This window comes from Candidatus Baltobacteraceae bacterium (assembly GCA_036489885.1).
Classification (GTDB): Bacteria; Vulcanimicrobiota; Vulcanimicrobiia; order Vulcanimicrobiales; family Vulcanimicrobiaceae; genus JAFAMS01.
This window is the reverse complement of record DASXEW010000003.1, coordinates 1,402,994-1,419,834: the sequence shown is the minus strand read 5'-3', so window position 1 is coordinate 1,419,834 and position 16,841 is coordinate 1,402,994. Positions and strand designations below refer to the sequence as shown.

The 16,841-nt window shown below is 61.6% G+C and carries 13 protein-coding genes; 6 read left to right on the top strand and 7 right to left on the bottom strand.

All coding sequences use genetic code 11. The features are described 5' to 3' along the window. Positions 1-362 precede the first annotated feature (362 nt). Genes VGG22_12890 through VGG22_12880 form a run of 3 tightly spaced genes read right to left on the bottom strand, consistent with a single transcriptional unit; the run spans position 363 to position 5,636 of the window. Positions 363-2,609 (bottom strand): S8 family serine peptidase, encoded by a 2,247-nt coding sequence (locus tag VGG22_12890; protein HEY1729267.1) that lies wholly within the window; start codon positions 2,607-2,609, stop codon positions 363-365. 49 nt (positions 2,610-2,658) lie between these two features. After that, positions 2,659-3,852, bottom strand: coding sequence for a thiolase family protein (locus VGG22_12885; GenBank protein ID HEY1729266.1), 1,194 nt, complete (start codon positions 3,850-3,852; stop codon positions 2,659-2,661). Then, complete coding sequence (locus VGG22_12880; protein HEY1729265.1) at positions 3,849-5,636, bottom strand: S8 family serine peptidase; 1,788 nt, start codon at positions 5,634-5,636, stop codon at positions 3,849-3,851. The genes VGG22_12885 and VGG22_12880 overlap by 4 nt, the downstream gene beginning before the upstream one ends. A gap of 260 nt (positions 5,637-5,896) precedes the next feature. Between VGG22_12880 and VGG22_12875 the strand changes: the two genes are divergently transcribed. After that, entirely contained in the window at positions 5,897-7,972 is a 2,076-nt protein-coding gene (locus VGG22_12875; GenBank protein ID HEY1729264.1) for a methyl-accepting chemotaxis protein, read from the top strand. On the opposite strand, the gene VGG22_12870 is transcribed toward VGG22_12875, so the two are convergent. After that, positions 7,909-8,721 (bottom strand): alpha/beta fold hydrolase, encoded by an 813-nt coding sequence (locus VGG22_12870; protein HEY1729263.1) that lies wholly within the window; start codon positions 8,719-8,721, stop codon positions 7,909-7,911. The two genes, VGG22_12875 and VGG22_12870, sit on opposite strands and share 64 nt — an antisense overlap. A 387-nt stretch (positions 8,722-9,108) precedes the next feature. Here VGG22_12870 and VGG22_12865 point away from each other — a divergent pair, with 387 nt between their 5' ends. Further along, entirely contained in the window at positions 9,109-9,819 is a 711-nt protein-coding gene (locus VGG22_12865; protein ID HEY1729262.1) for a GNAT family N-acetyltransferase, read from the top strand. Here VGG22_12865 and VGG22_12860 read toward each other — a convergent pair. From VGG22_12860 to VGG22_12850, 3 genes are read right to left on the bottom strand one after another with little or no spacing between them, the layout of a single operon-like run. Beyond that, entirely contained in the window at positions 9,810-11,432 is a 1,623-nt protein-coding gene (locus VGG22_12860; GenBank protein HEY1729261.1) for a Na+/H+ antiporter, read from the bottom strand. The genes VGG22_12865 and VGG22_12860 overlap by 10 nt on opposite strands. Beyond that, positions 11,393-12,682: an MFS transporter gene (locus VGG22_12855; protein ID HEY1729260.1), complete on the bottom strand. Its 1,290-nt coding sequence runs from the start codon at positions 12,680-12,682 to the stop codon at positions 11,393-11,395. The genes VGG22_12860 and VGG22_12855 overlap by 40 nt, the downstream gene beginning before the upstream one ends. Before the next feature lie 4 nt (positions 12,683-12,686). Further along, the gene (locus VGG22_12850; GenBank protein HEY1729259.1) at positions 12,687-13,289 is read right to left on the bottom strand and encodes a cytidylate kinase-like family protein; all 603 of its coding nucleotides are present in this window, start codon (positions 13,287-13,289) and stop codon (positions 12,687-12,689) included. A gap of 45 nt (positions 13,290-13,334) precedes the next feature. Between VGG22_12850 and VGG22_12845 the strand changes: the two genes are divergently transcribed. Genes VGG22_12845 through VGG22_12830 form a run of 4 tightly spaced genes read left to right on the top strand, consistent with a single transcriptional unit; the run spans position 13,335 to position 16,783 of the window. Continuing rightward, a complete protein-coding gene (locus VGG22_12845; protein ID HEY1729258.1) occupies positions 13,335-13,532 on the top strand; it encodes a DUF3311 domain-containing protein in 198 nt (65 codons plus the stop codon). Then, on the top strand, positions 13,529-14,968 hold the full coding sequence (locus tag VGG22_12840; protein ID HEY1729257.1) for a sodium:solute symporter family protein: 1,440 nt from the start codon (positions 13,529-13,531) through the stop codon (positions 14,966-14,968). Before VGG22_12845 ends, VGG22_12840 begins: the two co-directional genes overlap by 4 nt. A gap of 16 nt (positions 14,969-14,984) precedes the next feature. After that, on the top strand, positions 14,985-15,992 hold the full coding sequence (locus VGG22_12835; GenBank protein ID HEY1729256.1) for an ATP-binding cassette domain-containing protein: 1,008 nt from the start codon (positions 14,985-14,987) through the stop codon (positions 15,990-15,992). After that, entirely contained in the window at positions 15,989-16,783 is a 795-nt protein-coding gene (locus VGG22_12830) for an ABC-2 family transporter protein (GenBank protein ID HEY1729255.1), read from the top strand. Before VGG22_12835 ends, VGG22_12830 begins: the two co-directional genes overlap by 4 nt. Positions 16,784-16,841 lie beyond the last annotated feature (58 nt).

Sequence of the window (16,841 nt, the reverse complement as noted above, 5' to 3'; positions counted from 1 at the left end):
GGGCAGCCGGGTGACTGCGGCGCGCCTTCATCAGAACGCCAACGACTGGCGAACCGCTGCCTACGCCAAGTAACGAAGACGCGGTAATCAGCGCGAGCGATTGCTGAACCATCGCTTGCTGAACCTTGAGCTGTTGTATGCCGGACGGGCTGTTGAAATTCGCAACGGCACCTGATGACGGAGCACTGCCGCCACCTCCGCCGCAACCCAAAAGCAAGGACAACGCGAACGGTAAGACCGGTATCGCTCTGCGCATGCAAAGCAACTCGGTTGCCGCCGGCTTGGGAACCTTCCGGCGCAAGAAAGTCGACAGTTACGCGCGCAAATGTCGACACATTCGCGCGCGAACGGTTAGCCGTTGTTTACGGCAGGCTCGGGTCGCTTAGAGCCATGGCGACGGCGCGATAGGCGTTGAGCCGGCCGCAACCTTGATGCGTGCTGTTCAACGTGTCCGCCGTCGTGCAGAGCAACGTCTTCATTGCGGTCGGATTGCAATCGGCGGGATTCAAGCCGCAGATCAGGGCTGCCACGCCCGCGACGTGCGGCGTCGACATCGAGGTGCCGGCGATCAACGTGCGGCAATCCACCGGCGCTGTCGTCCCGCTCGAATTCGGATAGTCGTCCGTGCACTCACCGGCGTAGTCGGTATCGTTGCTGTTCGACATGTACGGCGTCGAGGTCCAGATATTTTCGATCCAGTGCAGGTCGTCATCATCGACATCACTTGCCGGATCGCCGCCCGGGGCGACGATACCCCACGAGGCCGCGCTATGCAGCGTGTTCGTTGAACCGAAGTTGCTGTAGGACGCAACGTACTCGCTCGGGGCGCTAGGAGTGCCCGCCGGAACTGCGTTCCCGCCAGCCCCCGTTCCGTTCGGCGAGCCGTCGTCGAGCGAGGTCGCGCCGACCGCGATGACACCCGTGTCGCAGCCGGGCGCATCGACACTACTGGCAGATTCGTTGCCCGATGCAGCCACGACGATGACGTTATGCGAGATTGCATTTTCAACTGCAGCGCCCTCGGCTGCATCTGTGTCGTTACCACCGCTGCATCCGCTGCCGCCCAAGCTCATCGAGATGACCATGGCGCCATTGGTAACGGCATCGTCGATCGCAGCGGCGATGTCCGTCGTCGATGCGCCGCACTGATTGTCGCCGCCGTTACTCTGTTCGCACGTATCATCGGGGGTCGGGAACACGCGATACGCCATAATGCCCGAGTTGCCGCCCGCACCGGCGAAACCGTTCGTCGTTGCGGGAATGCTCGCGGGATCCGTGACGGCGGCCGCGATGCCGCTCACATCCGTACCATGGCCGAACGGATCGGTCGTGAAATTCGACGTCGATTGTGAACCGGTCGGGTCGCCGTTCGAATCGACCGGCGTGATAAAGCATTTCTGATAGATTATATTCGCGGTCAAGTCCGGATGCGTCGTATCTTCACCGGTGTCGATGATCGCGATCTTGGCGTTATGCGTGCCGAGAGCGGCGGCGTTCGCTCCGCCAGGTGCTCCATTGCCCGAGGCTTGCGAATAGCCGAAAACGTGCTCCATCCCAATCGCGTGCATGTCCCATTGTCCCGGTAATGCGGAGCCTTCGTAGTACGGCGCGACGTTCGAGGGTGCGAACCCGCCAAAATAGTGGTTGTTGACGATCAATGCCGAGGACGTCAACGAATAGCGGCGCTGGGTCGTAGCAACGCTGAGCACGCCCGGTTGCGAACGCAGTGCTGCAATCGCAGCCGCGGATTGCGCCGCCGGAACGGCCAGGACGTGAATCGTCTTACCGAGGTTCGGATAGTCGAACGTGTGCGAGAGCGTCGTGCCTGCGCTCTGCTCGCTGCGAGTAAACGAGGCGGTCGAACGCTGGAAGCTTGCGCGATTGTAAACAACCGCAATTTGTCCGCCGACGTTCTTCATCGACGGCCGCACCCGCGTAAGGTTGTGCCGGGTTGCTTCACTCGCCGAAACTGCGCCGCGCGCGACCGAGCTCGTACTGTCGCTGGTCGGGCAAGTGAATGCGTTGGCAGAGACGAGATTCGAACCGGAGACGATCTCGAGCGCGAACGCATCGCTCAAGCTTGAAATCGAAACAGAGCCGGAGCACGTGAACGTAACGGTCCCGCTGCTCGAGGTTTCGGGACACGTCGCTACCGGATTCGTAAACGACGCGTTATTGATCTGCGTCGTGTCGAAGATTTCTAAAATCAGATTCGAGCTTGTGCCCGAGTACGAGAGCGTCAAGTTACCATTGAAGGTCACGCTCTGTCCCGACGCATTGCCGCCGAACGTCATCGTGTAGATCGCGGACGCGGTACCGGATGCCGTGTGCCGCGCGTTGCTGAACGGCGTCGGACCGCTGCCTGCTGCCGTGAACGTTACCTTGACGCCACTCGGAATGTTGCTGCTCGGATATGTCAAGGTCGGCGAGATGCCGCCGGATGTCGGCAGTGCGATCGTTCCGCCGCTCGCGCTCAGTGTCCCACTCGAACCTCCGCCGCCGTTGCCGCCGCCACCACCGCCGCCGCCGGGTGTGGAACCGCCTCCACCGCCGCAAGCCGTAAGCAGCGACACGGAGATAACCAAAGCAAGCAATGCACGATAATTCACATTAACCACTACCGTGCGCGCAGCGTGACTTCCTATGTGATGCGGTCGACTAAACGCGCTCGAAAAGCGTCGCTATGCCCTGTCCCATGCCGATGCACATCGTAGCGATACCGTAACGCCCGTCACGTTTGTTAAGCTCGTGCAAAAGCGTCGTCGCGATACGTGCTCCGCTGCAGCCCAGCGGATGGCCGAGCGCGATCGCTCCGCCGTTCACATTCACTTTGTCAGGATCGATGCGCAGCTCTTGTATGCAAGCGAGCGACTGCGCCGCGAACGCCTCGTTCAGCTCGACGAGATCGATATCGTCGATCGTGAGATCTGCATTAGAAAGAACGCGCTGCGTCGCGCCGATCGGACCGATGCCCATGATGCTCGGATCGACGCCGTATACGCCGGTGGTGACGATGCGCGCGAACGGTTCGAGGCCGTGTTTTTTGGCCGCTTTGGCGCTCATCAGCAACATCGCAGCGGCACCGTCGTTGAGCCCGGAAGAATTGCCGGCCGTCACCGTGCCGCCCGGCCGAAACGCGGGCTTCAGTTTGCGCAGATCGTCAATCGTCGTTTTCGGACGCGGGTGCTCGTCAACGTCGAAGATCGCGTCCGTCTTGCCGTTCTTGATCGCAACCGGAATCAGTTGGCTCTCGAAACGGCCGCTCTCCATCGCTTTCGCGCAGCGCTGCTGCGAACGCAATGCGAACTCATCTTGCGCTTCGCGCGAAATATTAAACTTGTCGGCCACGTTCTCGGCCGTCTCGCCCATCGCAATAGGCGGATAGACTTCGGCAAGCCGCGGATTCGTAAGGCGATTGCCGAGCGTCGAGTCGGCGATCTCCGGCGCACGGTCGAACGCTTTTTCTGCTTTCAGCAACACAAACGGTGCGCGCGACATCGATTCGGCGCCGCCTGCAATCACGATCTCTTCCGCGCCGACCATCACCGCGTGCGCGGCCGAGTTCAGCGCTTGCAGACTACTTCCGCACAAACGGTTGAGTGTCGTCCCCGCGACGGTCGTGGGCAAGCCCGCGAGCAGGACCGCCATGCGCGCAACGTTGCGGCAATCTTCACCGGCTTGATTTGCCGCGCCCCAATAGACGTCTTCGATCAGTGACGGATCGATCGGATTGCGCGCGAGCAAACCTTTGATCGCGGTCGCCGATAAATCGTCGGGCCGAACCATCGAGAGAGCGCCGCCGTATCTGCCGATCGGAGTTCGAACGGCATCAACGACGACGCAATCGATCACTGTGTGAACGGGCCGGGCGGAGTCGGATCGCTCAGCGCCGTCGCCACCGCGGTGTACGCATCGAGGCGGCCACATCCTTGATTGGCGTCACTGATCGTATCTGCCGTCGTGCACAACAGATTTTTCATCGTCGTCGGATTGCAATCGGCGGGATTGAGTCCGCAGATCAGGGCTGCCACGCCAGCTACGTGCGGCGTAGCCTGCGAGGTTCCTGCGATCAGCGTACGGCAGTCGACGGGTGCAAACGTCAGGGTCGAATTCGGGTAATCGTCGGTGCATTCGCCTGCGAACGTTTGGTCTTGCGAGTTCGCCATGTACGGCGTCGACGTCCAGATATTCTCGATCCAGTGAAGATCGTCGTTGTCGCCGCAATTGGCCGTTGGGCAATCCGGATCGCCGCCGGGCGCGACGATTCCCCATGATGCGGAACTGTTGAGCGTATTGGTCGAACCGGCGTTGCTGTAATAGGCAACGTACTCTTGCGGCGCTAATGACGTACCGGCCGGATGCGCGTTTCCGCCGGCGGCGCTCGAACCGTTCGGCGTGCCGTCGTCGAGCGACGTCGCACCGACCGCAATCACGCCCGTGTCGCACCCGGGCGCGTCGATAGGCTGTTTGCTGCTCGTGCTCGTGCTTTCGTTGCCCGCTGCAGCAACGACGATAACGTTGTGCGCGATGGCATTTGCGACCGCCGCACCCTCCGTCGGATCCGGATCGATGCCCGGCGTCGTGCAACCGGGGCCGCCGATGCTCATCGAGATGACGCTCGCGCCGTTCGTGACGGCGTCATCGATCGCAGATGCAATGTCGGCGGTCGAAGCACCGCAGACGTCATCGTTTGAATTCGGATTGCCACAGTTGTCATCCGGCGTCGGGAAAACGCGGTACGCCATGATTCCGACGTTTCCGCCCGCACCCGCGAATCCGAGATCGTTCGGATGCGAACCCGATGGGTTCGTAACCGCAGCGGCGATACCGGTGACGTCGGTGCCGTGTCCTTGCGGATCCGTCGAGAACGTGGACGTGGATTGCGCCGTCCCCGCTTCGTTCGTTATGAAGCACTTCTGATACACGATGTTGCCGGCAAGATCCGGATGCAGCGTATCTTGGCCCGTATCGATCACCGCGAGCTTGGCGCTGTGCGTACCCAGTGCGTTTGCGTTGGCGCCGCCGGGCGCGGTATTGCCGGCGGCTTGCGAATATCCGAACGCATATTCAAGACGAATCGCGTGCATGTCCCACTGACCCGGAAGAGCCGCCGCCTCGTAGAAAGGCGCGGTCGTGCCGGTGAAGCCCGGGAAGTAATTATTGCTCGCCATGAGTGGCGTCGACGTGAGGCTGTAGCGCTTCAGACCGGCCGGCGTTACGCTGAGTACTCCGGCTTGAGCGCGCAGTGTCGTCATCGCCGCGAGCGACTGCGAGGGCGCAACCGTGAGGATGTGAATCGTCTTGCCGAGCGTCGGATAGTCGAATGTCTGCGCGAGTGTTGATCCGGCACTGGTCTCCGCACGCGTAAACGCCGCGGCCGAACGCGAGAGCGCACTGCGATCGTAGACGACGGCGATTCGGCTGACCGAGGTAAGTGTTTGTTTGGGCGCGCGGACGATCGCGTGACGCGTTGCTTCGGCTCCGGATACTCCGCCGCTGCGCGCGACCGAGCTGCTGCCGTCGCCCGTCGGACAGGTGAAATCAGACACGACTCCGGTCGGGGTCGGCGTCGGATTGCCGCCGCCGCCAGGGCTGGACCCGCCACCACCGCCGCAGGCCGGGAGTAGGAGGGCCATGCCGACTAAGGCCGCTAGTGAAGCACGCATCGAAGAGGTCATCCCGGAGCCCTTTCTTTCCTTAGGTAACGCCACGCGCTGTACCGAGCCGAGCACGCCGGTCGCCAACATAGCACGCAAACTCTCAGTCCATCCTGAATGTCGTGTTAAGGCCTACCCCTTAAGCCCTCGTTCTAATGGCAAACAAGCGAGCCGTAGGCGGCAGAGCTTGGCTGTCGAACTCTAGCGCCATCCACGAAGGATTAGGGGGAATCAAATAGGTGAGGCTGCGGGAGCTGATCCGATGGAATTCTCTCGCAACGCAAGTGTTGGCCGTTGCGATGGCGTCGTTGCTCGCCTTCACGGCCGTCCTGCTCTTCGTCGTCGACAACACGGTTCGGGACTCGGTCGAAAAGGAGATCCAGAGCCAGGTTGAGGTCGCACAGCGCACCGCGTCGACGCTGCTCGGCGTCCACGGCGGTACGCCGGTCGTAATCGGCAAGACGCTGCAGTTCGGCGGCTGGATCGCCAACAACGACATCGAGCTAGTCAACAACGTCAAGAAGATCACCGGCTGCGACGCGACGATCTACGAAATCGAGAACGGCGCCCCGATCGCGATCTCGACCACCCTTCAAAAGGATGGCAAGCCGATCATCGGCTCCGAACTGACCGGCTTGGCGCGCAACGCGATCGACGTCCAGCGGCCGTATCGTGGCTACGTTCCTTTTAATGGCCAGACGTACATCGCGGCCTACGAACCGATCATCGACGATGCGCAGCACATGGTCGGCGTGCTGTTTACCGCCAAGCCCGCAACCGCGCTCTCTTATGCTGCTCAGCTGACGTTCTTCCGCGTCGCCGCGATCTCGCTGGCCGCGCTGATCGTCATCCTGGCGCTGATCTTCTGGTTTTTGCGCTACATCCGGCGGGATGCGTTCCAGCTGGCGACGACGGCGCGCGCGCTTGCGAGCGGCATCCTCGACGACACCGCGGATATTCACTCACAAAACGAGCTGGGTGAGATCGCCGACGCGTTCGACGAGATGATCGCGTATCAGCGCGAGATGGCCGCGACGGCCGAAGCGATCGCAGCCGGCGATCTCGCAACAACGATCGAGCCGCACGCACCCGGCGACCGTCTCGGAAATGCGCTGGCACGCATGAATCAAAATCTCGCACTCGTCGTCGGACAAATTCAACGCACGTCGGACTCGCTCGCAGCCAGCTCGACGCAGCTCGGCTCGACGTCGGAGCGCTCGAGCAAGATGGTCGCGGAAGCGACGATCGCAATGGCCGGCCTCGCGAAAGGCTACGATGCGCTAAGCGAAGCCGCGACGACGCTCGATACGATGGTGCGGCAATTTTCCGTCGGCGTTGACGCGATCGCGCGCGGCGCTGTCGACCAAGCCGCACAAGTCAGCTCGGCCACGAACGACGCATCGCGAATGTTCGAGGACGTCGAACGGCTCGCGCACATCTCGATGACACTGGCTGCCGCCGGCGTACAAACGAGAACCGCAGCTGCAAGCGGCGAGCGTGCCGTCGCCGACACGGTCGAAGAAATGTATCAGATCGCGGAAGCGGTTCGCGCCGCAACCGACAAGATCAACGAGCTCGAGACGCTCAGCGCGCAGATCGGTTCGATCGTCGAAGCGGTCGAAGAGATCGCCGAACAGACGAACTTGCTGGCGCTCAACGCGGCGATCGAAGCCGCGCGCGCCGGCGAGCACGGCCGCGGCTTCGCCGTCGTCGCCGACGAGGTGCGAAAGCTCGCCGAGCGCTCGGCCTCCGAGAACAAGCAGATCGGCCAGCTGGTGCGCGAGGTGCAGGTCCGCACGCGCGACGCCGTTCGCGCGGTCGGCGCGGGCGCCGAGAAGGTGTCGACCGGGACCGAGAAGGCCGTGGTCGGGGGCGCCGCGCTGCGCGAGATCTTACAGAGCGTCGAGCAGACCGTTGCGCAAGTCTCCGAGATCGCGGACGCCACCGGTGTGATGGCGCGCAGCGCCAAGAGTCTCACCGACTCGATTCGCTCGATCAACGACGTCGTCGAGGAAAACTCGGCGGGCACCAAACAGATGGCGTCGCAGACGACGGAGATCACAGCGTCGATCGGCTCGATCGCCGCGACCAGCGCACAGCACCGGATGGAAGCCGAGCGCGTCGCGCGGATCTCCTTCGACGTCCGCGCGCAGGTCGAGCAAGTCCAAGAACAGGCGACGGAGCTGGACGAGACTGCGCGCACGCTCCGCCGGCTGACGACGCAGTTCACGACCGACGGAAACGGCCAGCGTCAGCTGACGGCGGTCGACGTCCCCGCGATCTCGAGCAACGCGCCGAGGGCGTCCGCGAGCTGATCCGCCGCCTCGTACATCGGCATGTGTCCGCAGCCTGCAAACGTCGCGAGCTGCGCGCTCGGAATCCGCGGCACGACGTTGACGGCTTCGCTCAAACCCATGATCGCATCTTGATCGCCGATCGAAAACAAGAACGGGACATCGATGTCGTCGACCAGATCGCGTGCATCGACGCGTTGCGCTGCGCCGCGCAAATGTGCGGCTGCACCGTGCGGATCGGTACGGCCGCATAATTGGCGAATTTCCTCAATTAATTGCGGCTTTTCCGTATAAACGGCCGGCGCGAAGAATCGCGGAATAAACGCATCTAACACCGGCATAATTCCTTCGCGTTCGGCGCGATCTGCAAGCGCGTAGCGATCGTGTGCAGCGGCTTCCGTATCGTTTACGAAACGGCTGCCGACGAGCGCGAGCGCATTGACGCGCTCGCGAAACATCCGGAAGAATGCGAGCGCGACGTAGCCGCCGAGCGAGTGTCCAACCAACGTCGCGGAGGCAATGCCTTTAGCGTCGAGCAGCGCTGCGATGTCGGCGGCGAGCGCTTCGATCAGATACGGACCGGGCGTTACGGACGAGCGTCCGAGTCCGCGCAAATCCGGACGGATGACACGCGCGCGCGGCGTGAGCGCGGGCACAATTGCATCCCAAATGGAGTGATCGAGCAAGAAGCCGTGGATCAGGATCACCGCGTCTCCGGTACCGTCATCAGCGTACGAAAGCACGCCGCCGTCGATTGGAATCGTCTGCATGTTTTGCGGTTTGCGTCGTCGGCAACGTCGTGCCTTCCTGCGTTTTGACGTACGACATTTGCAACAGCAGCCGAATTTGTGCTATAACTTAAGCAATCACACCGGCGTTATGCCGGGTCGCTCGCCCTTTGGGTTGAGCAGAAAGGACCCTAATGGCTACCAAGAGACGTAAAAAGAAAGCAGCGAAAAAGACTGCAGCTCCGAAGCGCCGCAAGAAGGCCGCTAAGAAAACTGCAACCCGCAAGAAGGCTCGCAAGGCTCGCGGCAAAAAGACAGCGCGCCGCAAGACTTCTCGCCGCAAGAAGGCTGCCAAGTAAACAACCTTCTCTAGGAAACAGCAAAGGCGAGTCGCAAATCTGCGACTCGCTCTTTTTTATGGAAAAAGCAATGTATCTCGACGATATCCCAGATGCTGCAGTAGCGCAGAAAATCAAGGCTGCTGCGCGTGGGCGCGCCATTACCGAAAATGGCAAAGCCGCCGGCGTAGCGTTCACCGGCGACGGAAAATTAGTGCCCGAATCATGGATCGTACGCTTCGATATTGCCGAAGGACAAGACGGGCGCAGGCTGCTCGCCGACGCGTTCGTGGCAACCGGCGCCTCGCTAATTTGGTACTTCGGCGGCGACCTCTCGACACGCCAAGCCGTCAATGATCTCGGGATGGAATCGCAGCCGCACACGGGCGTGTTCGTCCGCCGCGCCGAGCCGGTGCAGCGGGCTGGAGAGCTCAATCTGCGCGCCGCCTCGGAGATGGACGCGCGCACGCGCCAGCTCATCTCCCGGCACGTCGAGCACTATGACTCGCCGCGCTTCGCAGCTGCGCTCGCAGGCGGCGAGATCGTCGGCTACGCGATTCTCCAGGAGTTGACTCCGACGTGGAGTGAGGTCAGTGCGTTCGTCTTTCCGGCGGGACGACGGCACGGCTACGGCGCCGAGATCTTGGCGCGCTCGGCAGATGCTGCGGAGCACACCGGGCGGATGGTCTGCGCCGCGGTTCCGTACGCCGACACCGCGTCACGCTCGGTGCTCGAGCGCGCGGGCTTCCGGCTCGCCGACTACTATTTCACGGCCAAGCCGAAACCGAAATCTCAGCCCTGACGTAGCCGCGCGTCGGCCAGATCGAGGTCGTACTCGATTGCGCGGTAGATGTCATCGGGAATCTGCCCGCCGCGGCGCATCGACTGAATCGCGGTGCGTTCGGCGAGCAGCGCCGCCTTTTGCAGTTGGTGATCGACCTTGTTTTCGGTGAGCTCTTCGCCATCCGGGCCGAGCTCGAGATGTCCTTGAAGATGCTGGATGCGATGCTGGTACTCTCCGATGATGCGTCCTTCAACTTCCCATTCGACTTCTGAATCGAAGGTCGGCTCGAGCTCGCGTACGCGCGACATTCCCGCTTCGAGCGCCTTGATTCGAATCTCGATTTCTTTCTTCTCCATGCGCCCGTCGTCGCGCACCTTCAAGATACGAATGACGAACGGCAACGTCGAGCCCATGACGACGAGCGTCGCGAAGATGACGCAGAACGTAACGAAGATAATCGCATCGCGATCGACCATTGTGACCGGAATTGCGAGCGCGGCCGCAAGCGATACGATGCCGCGCATTCCTGCCCAAGAAAGAATTGCGGGCCATGTCCACGGCGGCGACGGATCCACCTCGCGGATGTGCTTGCTGATCAACCGCGGCACGTACGTTGCGGGATAAATCCAAATGAAGCGCAGCACGATGACCGCGACGCTGATGACGAAACCGTAGAGCATCAGCCGCTCGAACGACTCGTGTCCGAGTGTTGCGACGATGCGGTGCAGCTGCAATCCGAGCAGCAAGAAGACGAGCGCGTTGAGGAGATAGGTCATCATCTCCCAGACGCTGTAGCCGACGATCCGCGCATCGGCCGACATCCGCCCCGAGCGGCGGCTCATGTAGATGCCGCCGGCGACGGCAGCCAGAACGCCGCTCACGCCCAGCGCTTCGGCCGGCAGATAGCAGGCGAAGGGCGCGAACAGATTGATGACGTTCTCGAGGACCTCGTCGTCGAGGTCGCGCCAACGGATAAATTGGTGAGCCCATGAAAGGACGGCTGCGACGCCCAGGCCGATCGCGATCCCGCCGATCGAGACGAGGAAGAATTGCGGCAGAACGTGGCTCGCGAGAAACGTCCCCGTGAGGGCGGCGCCGATCGCGAAGCGATAGATAATCAGCGAGCTGGCATCGTTCACCAGGGCCTCGCCGCTGATGATGGTCATGATGCGGCGCGGCAGCGAGAGGTCTTCGGAGATGACTTCGGCCGCGATCGCATCGGTCGGGGCGACGATCGCGCCGAGCACGTACGCAGCCGGCCACGAGATGCCGGCGATGACGGCGTGCGCGATTGCGGCAACCATCACTGTGGTGAAAACGACCAGGCCGATAGCAGCCAGGCCGATCGGGCGCAGATTGCGCTTGAACTCGGTCCAGTCGGTCGTCCAGCCCCCGCTGAACAGAAAGATCGGCAAGACGATCAGGAAGATCGTATCGGGCTGCAGCTCGATGTTCGGGAGATCGGGGACGAAGCCGAGCAACGCGCCGGCGACGACGAAGACGATCGGATACGCGACGTTGATGCGCTTCGCAATGATGGCGAGTGCGGCGGTCGCCACCAGAAAGCCGAAGATCGGCCAGCCGCCCTCCACTACGCGCGCCGCAATGCCGGATGCGCGAGCCAAACCCACGCGCCGGCGACCAGCGCCACGACACCGCTGCAGACGAATGTAAGACTCAAGCCGATCTGCGAGCCGAGAAATCCAAGGACGAGCGTCCCCGCAGGCACCAGGCCCAAGATTGTCATCGAATAGACGGAAACTGCGCGCCCGCGCATCTCATCTGGCGAAAGCATCTGAACGAGCACATTGGACGAACCGATGAACGACATCATCCCGAAACCCAACACGATTTGCTCGAAGAGAGCGACCTTGAAGTCGTGCGTGTAGCCGAGGGCAATAACGCCGATGGCAGAGACGGTCCCCGCGAAAAACCACCAGCCGCCTCGCCGTTCGGATTGATAGAGCGCCGTCGTCACCGCACCAACGATCGTTCCGACCCCGCCGGCGGCCAGCAGCCAGCCGTAACCCGAGGCATCGACGTGCACCGTGTGCGTCGCAAAGGCCGCCAGCAGCGACGTGAACGGCCGCACCGTGAACGACGTCACGACCAGCATCCCGATGATCCAGCGCAGTACCGGGTGCGAAGCGATGAAGCGCAACCCTTCGGAAATCTGGCGGAAGACCGGTTCGCGCGACGTGCTCGCCGGTGGCGCGGGCGTCATGAAGATCAGGGCGATAACCACCGCGCACGATAGGAACGCGTTGACGAAAAATGAGACGTGCACGCCGACTGCACCGATCAAGATACCGGCGATCGCGGGGCCGACGGTCATCGGGGCATTGAAGGCGATCGAATTCAAGCCGATGGCATTCGAGATCAGATTGCGCGGGACGAGAATCGGAACCCAGCTCTGCCGCGCCGGTGAGTCGAACGTTTGCGCGGTAGCCTGGAGCGCCGCGATCAGATAGACGACGTAGAGCGCCCAACTTTCGTGATACAGCGCCGTGAACGCAAGGCCAAGCGCGAGAATAGTTTGACCCGTATTCGTGATGAGCAGCGTGCGCCGGCGCGGAAAATGATCCGCCATGAAACCGGCGATCGGCGAGAACATGAAAACCGGCAAGGAACGCGCAGCACCGACCAGGCCGAGATTGAACGCGCTTTGCGCAGCGCTATGCGCTAGGACGACGCCGACCAAATACGTCATCGACGTGAACTGCATCCAGAAACCGACGTTGGCGATGAGCAGCCCGCTCCACAACAAACGGAAATCGCGATATGCGAACGCGCTCCACAAACGGAGTTTGCGTTCGGGTATGCGCGGCTCGTCGATGTGCGGTACGAGCGACGTCTTCATCTGCACGGCATCATTCTGCACGGCATCATTCGTGTAGCTGACTCGCGGCGTTCGCGATCAGATAAACGGCGCCGTGGACGCCGACGCGCGCCACGTCGAGCGTCATCGAATAATACTCGGCGCGGCCCCATTCCAGATCGTAGTGGACTTTGGCCCAGCGCTTGCGCGCGGCATCGACACGCGCGACTTCTTTGCGGGCTTCTTCTCGACCGACTTTGAGCGACTCCATGACGCGGCTGATACGAAAATCGAGCGGCGCGTGCAAAAAGACGCTCAGCAGATTCGGCCGGCCGCGTAAGATGACGTTTGCAATCCCGCCGACGATGACGACGTCGGGTTCTTGCGCCGCCTCGAGCACCGCGGTCTCGATTTCTTTGCGCACCTCGCTCTCGAAGCTCGGAGCAAGCGTCGTGGCGCCGTCGGCGCTTCCCAGATTCTGGAGAATACGCTCCGCGATCGATGGTGCGCGATGCTCGACGGCAACCACGTCGTCGTGCGTCGTGCCGAGCCGCAAGGCGGCGATCTTGGGCAGGGCGTCGCCGACGACAGGATAGCCCATCAAATCGCCGACACGATGCGCTACCGTCAAGCCGGAAGCGCCGTATTCCCGCGAAATCGTAACGATCATCAGACGACGTGTGGGTTCTCGGCAGGCTGGGAAAAGCCGCCTACAGTGGAACCGCGCCGCAGTCCCACCTCAATCATCCTGGCGCTGATCCCGGCTCTCGCGCTGACCATCGGCGTGCCTTTTGCGAACCATTTGGAGCCGCGTATTTTCGGGCTCCCGTTCTTGCTGGACTACATCGTCCTCTGGATTCTCCTTACGCCGGCGTTCATGTACGGCGTCTATCGCTTGGAGCACCGGCAATGAGCGGCGTGGCACTCGGCGTGATCGCCGCGATTCTGCTCTTCACGATCGTCTTCGGCTGGCTTGCCGTTCGCAACGTCCGGATGGATCCGACGCAATACATCGTCGGCGGTCGTTCGTTCGGGCCCGTATTGCTGTGGCTGCTCATGGCCGGCGAAATCTACACCAGCTTCACGTTCTTGGGCGCCGCGGGTTGGGCGTACACGAAAGGCGCGCCGGCGTTTTACATTCTGTGCTACGGCACGGTCGCGTACATCATATCCTATTTCATGCTGCCGCGAATTTGGCGTACGGCACGCGAGAATAACTTGCTGACGGGTCCTGACTACTTCCGATTCATCTATGACAGCAAGTGGCTCGGAGCGCTCGTTGCGATCGTCGGCTTCATCTTCCTCGTCCCGTACGTCACGCTGCAGCTCTCCGGCCTCGAGATACTGCTGCGTATCGCAGGCTACGGTACGCTGAACTCGATTCTCGCAGTCGGCATCGCGTTCGCACTGATCATCTTGTTCGTCTTCTTCATGGGCCTTCGCGGAACGGCGTGGGCGTCGATCGTGAAGGACGTGCTCGTGCTGCTCGGCGTGATCTTCGCGGGCATCGTGTTGCCGATCCATTTCTTCGGCTCGCCCGCTGCGGTAATCGATCGGGTGCTGGCCGACAAGCCGACCTGGATGACGTTGCAAGGAACGACCACGTCGAGCGGAACGGTTTGGTTCGTTTCGACCGTCGTGTTGACCGCGATGGGTTTCTTCATGTTCCCGCAATCGATGGCAGCGACGTACTCCGCGAAAAGCGCGGAGACGATCCGGCGTAACGCAATCTTCCTGCCGTTCTATCAGCTGATGCTGCTGCTCGTCTACTTCGCAGGCTTTACAGCGTTGCTCGTGCACCCCGGTCTCAAAGGCCCCGCCGGCGATCAATCGTTTATGCTCGTTCTGCAACAATACTATCCGCCGTGGGTTGTCGGCGCCATCGCCGGCGCCGGCTGTCTTGCCGCGCTCGTGCCGGCATCCGCACAGGTCCTTGCGGCGGCGAGTCTCGTCTCGAAGAATCTGCTTGCCGATTACGGCTTCGTTCGCACGGAGCAAGGCGCGACGTTTGCAACGCGCATCGCAGTGATCCTCATCGCGGTGCTCGCGTTCGGTTTTTGGGCCGTTGCGCGCACGTCGCTCGTCGGATTGCTCCTGATTGCATATAACGGCGTGACGCAGTTCTTCCCAGGCGTCGTCCTCTCGCTCTCGCCGCGAACGCGTCCGCATCCGGCCGGAGTCGGCGCCGGAATTGTCGTCGGCATTGCGACGCTCGCGTATGTCGCGGCAACCGGCGCGACTATACCGTGGGGACTCAATACCGGATTCCTGGCGCTCATCCTAAATGTGATCGTGCTCGTCGTTGTTTCGCTGACGCTTGGACGAAGGGCGGTATCTGCCAGCCCGTAGTTGAAGAATCGGGCCGATGCCGATCATCGAGACGCGCGGGCTGCGCAAGGTCTTCCGCTCGGTCCAGCGCTATCCGGGCGTCGGAGGCGCGCTGCGCAGTCTTTTCACGCGTGAATACGTCGACAAGGTCGCGGTCGAAGACGTCAACCTAAAGATGGAAGCCGGCGAGCTGGTCGGCTATATCGGTCCGAACGGCGCCGGAAAATCGACGACGATCAAGATGCTCACCGGCATCCTGGTTCCGACGTCCGGCGAAATTCACGTCGCGGGATTGGTACCGCATCAGAAACGAAAAGAGAACGCGCGCAACATCGGCGTCGTCTTCGGGCAGCGCAGTCAGCTTTATTGGGATCTTCCGCTACGGGAGTCATTCGAGCTCTTGCGCGCGATCTACGCCGTCCCGCGTCCCAAGTACGATGCCAACATGGCGTTCTTCTCCGAGATCCTCGATCTCGACGAATTCATGTCGACTCCCGTGCGTCAGCTGTCGCTCGGCCAACGCATGCGCGGCGACTTTGCGGCTGCAATGCTGCACGATCCGCCGATCGTCTATCTCGACGAGCCGACGATCGGTCTCGACGTCGTTGCGAAGGAAGCTATCCGAACGTTCATTGCCAAAGTGAATAGAGAGCGCGGCACGACCGTCATCCTAACGACGCACGATCTCGCCGACGTCGAGCGGCTTTGCGACCGGATCGTCTTGATCGACGACGGGCGCATCGTCTTCGACGGCGAGCTCGAGCGATTGCGCATGGAGTACGGAACGCATCGCACGCTGGTCGTGACGCTGGCTGAGACGTGCGAAGACTTCACGTTCCCGAACACGGAGCTGGTCGAACAAGAAGCCAACGTCGTGCATCTGCGGTTCGATCGACGCAAGATTACCGCCGAACATTTGCTTCGACTTGTGACGGAACGCTGCACGATCAGCGACGTCTCGATCGTCGAACCGGAGATGGAAGACATTATCCGGCGAATCTATCTCGAAGGTTACCGCACGCAGGCACCGACGCCGGCTTCATGACGGCCGTACGACCCTACATCGAATTCGCGAAAGTTGCATTTTCGCGCGAAGCAACGTACCGCTTCGAGGTCTTTACGAGCATCGGCTCGTTGCTCGTGCGCGTCTACCTGTTCCGCATGGTCTGGACCGCGCTGTACTTCCACAATGCCGGGATTCGCGCCCTGACGCTCCAGGAGGCGATCACCTACTCGACGGTCGCGCTTCTCATGTCCCTCGTGATGGATATCGACCAAACCCGGCTGCTCGTCTCCAAGCTGGAAGACGGCAGCATCGCGACCGACTTCATGAAGCCGATCGTCGTGCCGCTCTACTTCTTCAGCGACGGCACCGGTGAAGTGGTCTTTCACGCAGCGACGATCGTTCCGTCGTTGCTGCTCGCGCTGTTGATCGTGCACATCCAGGTACCGTCGCCGGTTGTGCTCGTTGTATTCTTCCTGAGCTTCGCCCTCGGGTATTTTGTCGGACTCTTGATGAACTTCGTGCTCAACTGCATTGCATTCTGGACGCTCGAGATTCAAGCCATGCAGCTGATCGTCACCTGGATTACCGATCTGTTGGGCGGCGAAGTGATTCCGCTCGTGTTCTTTCCGCCGGTCCTCCAGAGCTTTATTTACATACTGCCGTTTGCAGCGATGTACTCGACGCCGCTGCTGATCTACGTCGGCGTTATCACGCCCGACGAATATTTGCGCGTGTTGCTGCTGCAAGCGATGTGGATCGTGATCTTCGCGATCGCTGCCGTCTTCATGTGGCGCTTCGGTTCCAGGCGCGTCGTGGTGCAGGGCGGTTGAGTTGAAGAAGTTTTGTCATCCCGAGCGTAGCGCCCGCAGGGCGTGTAGTCGAGGGATC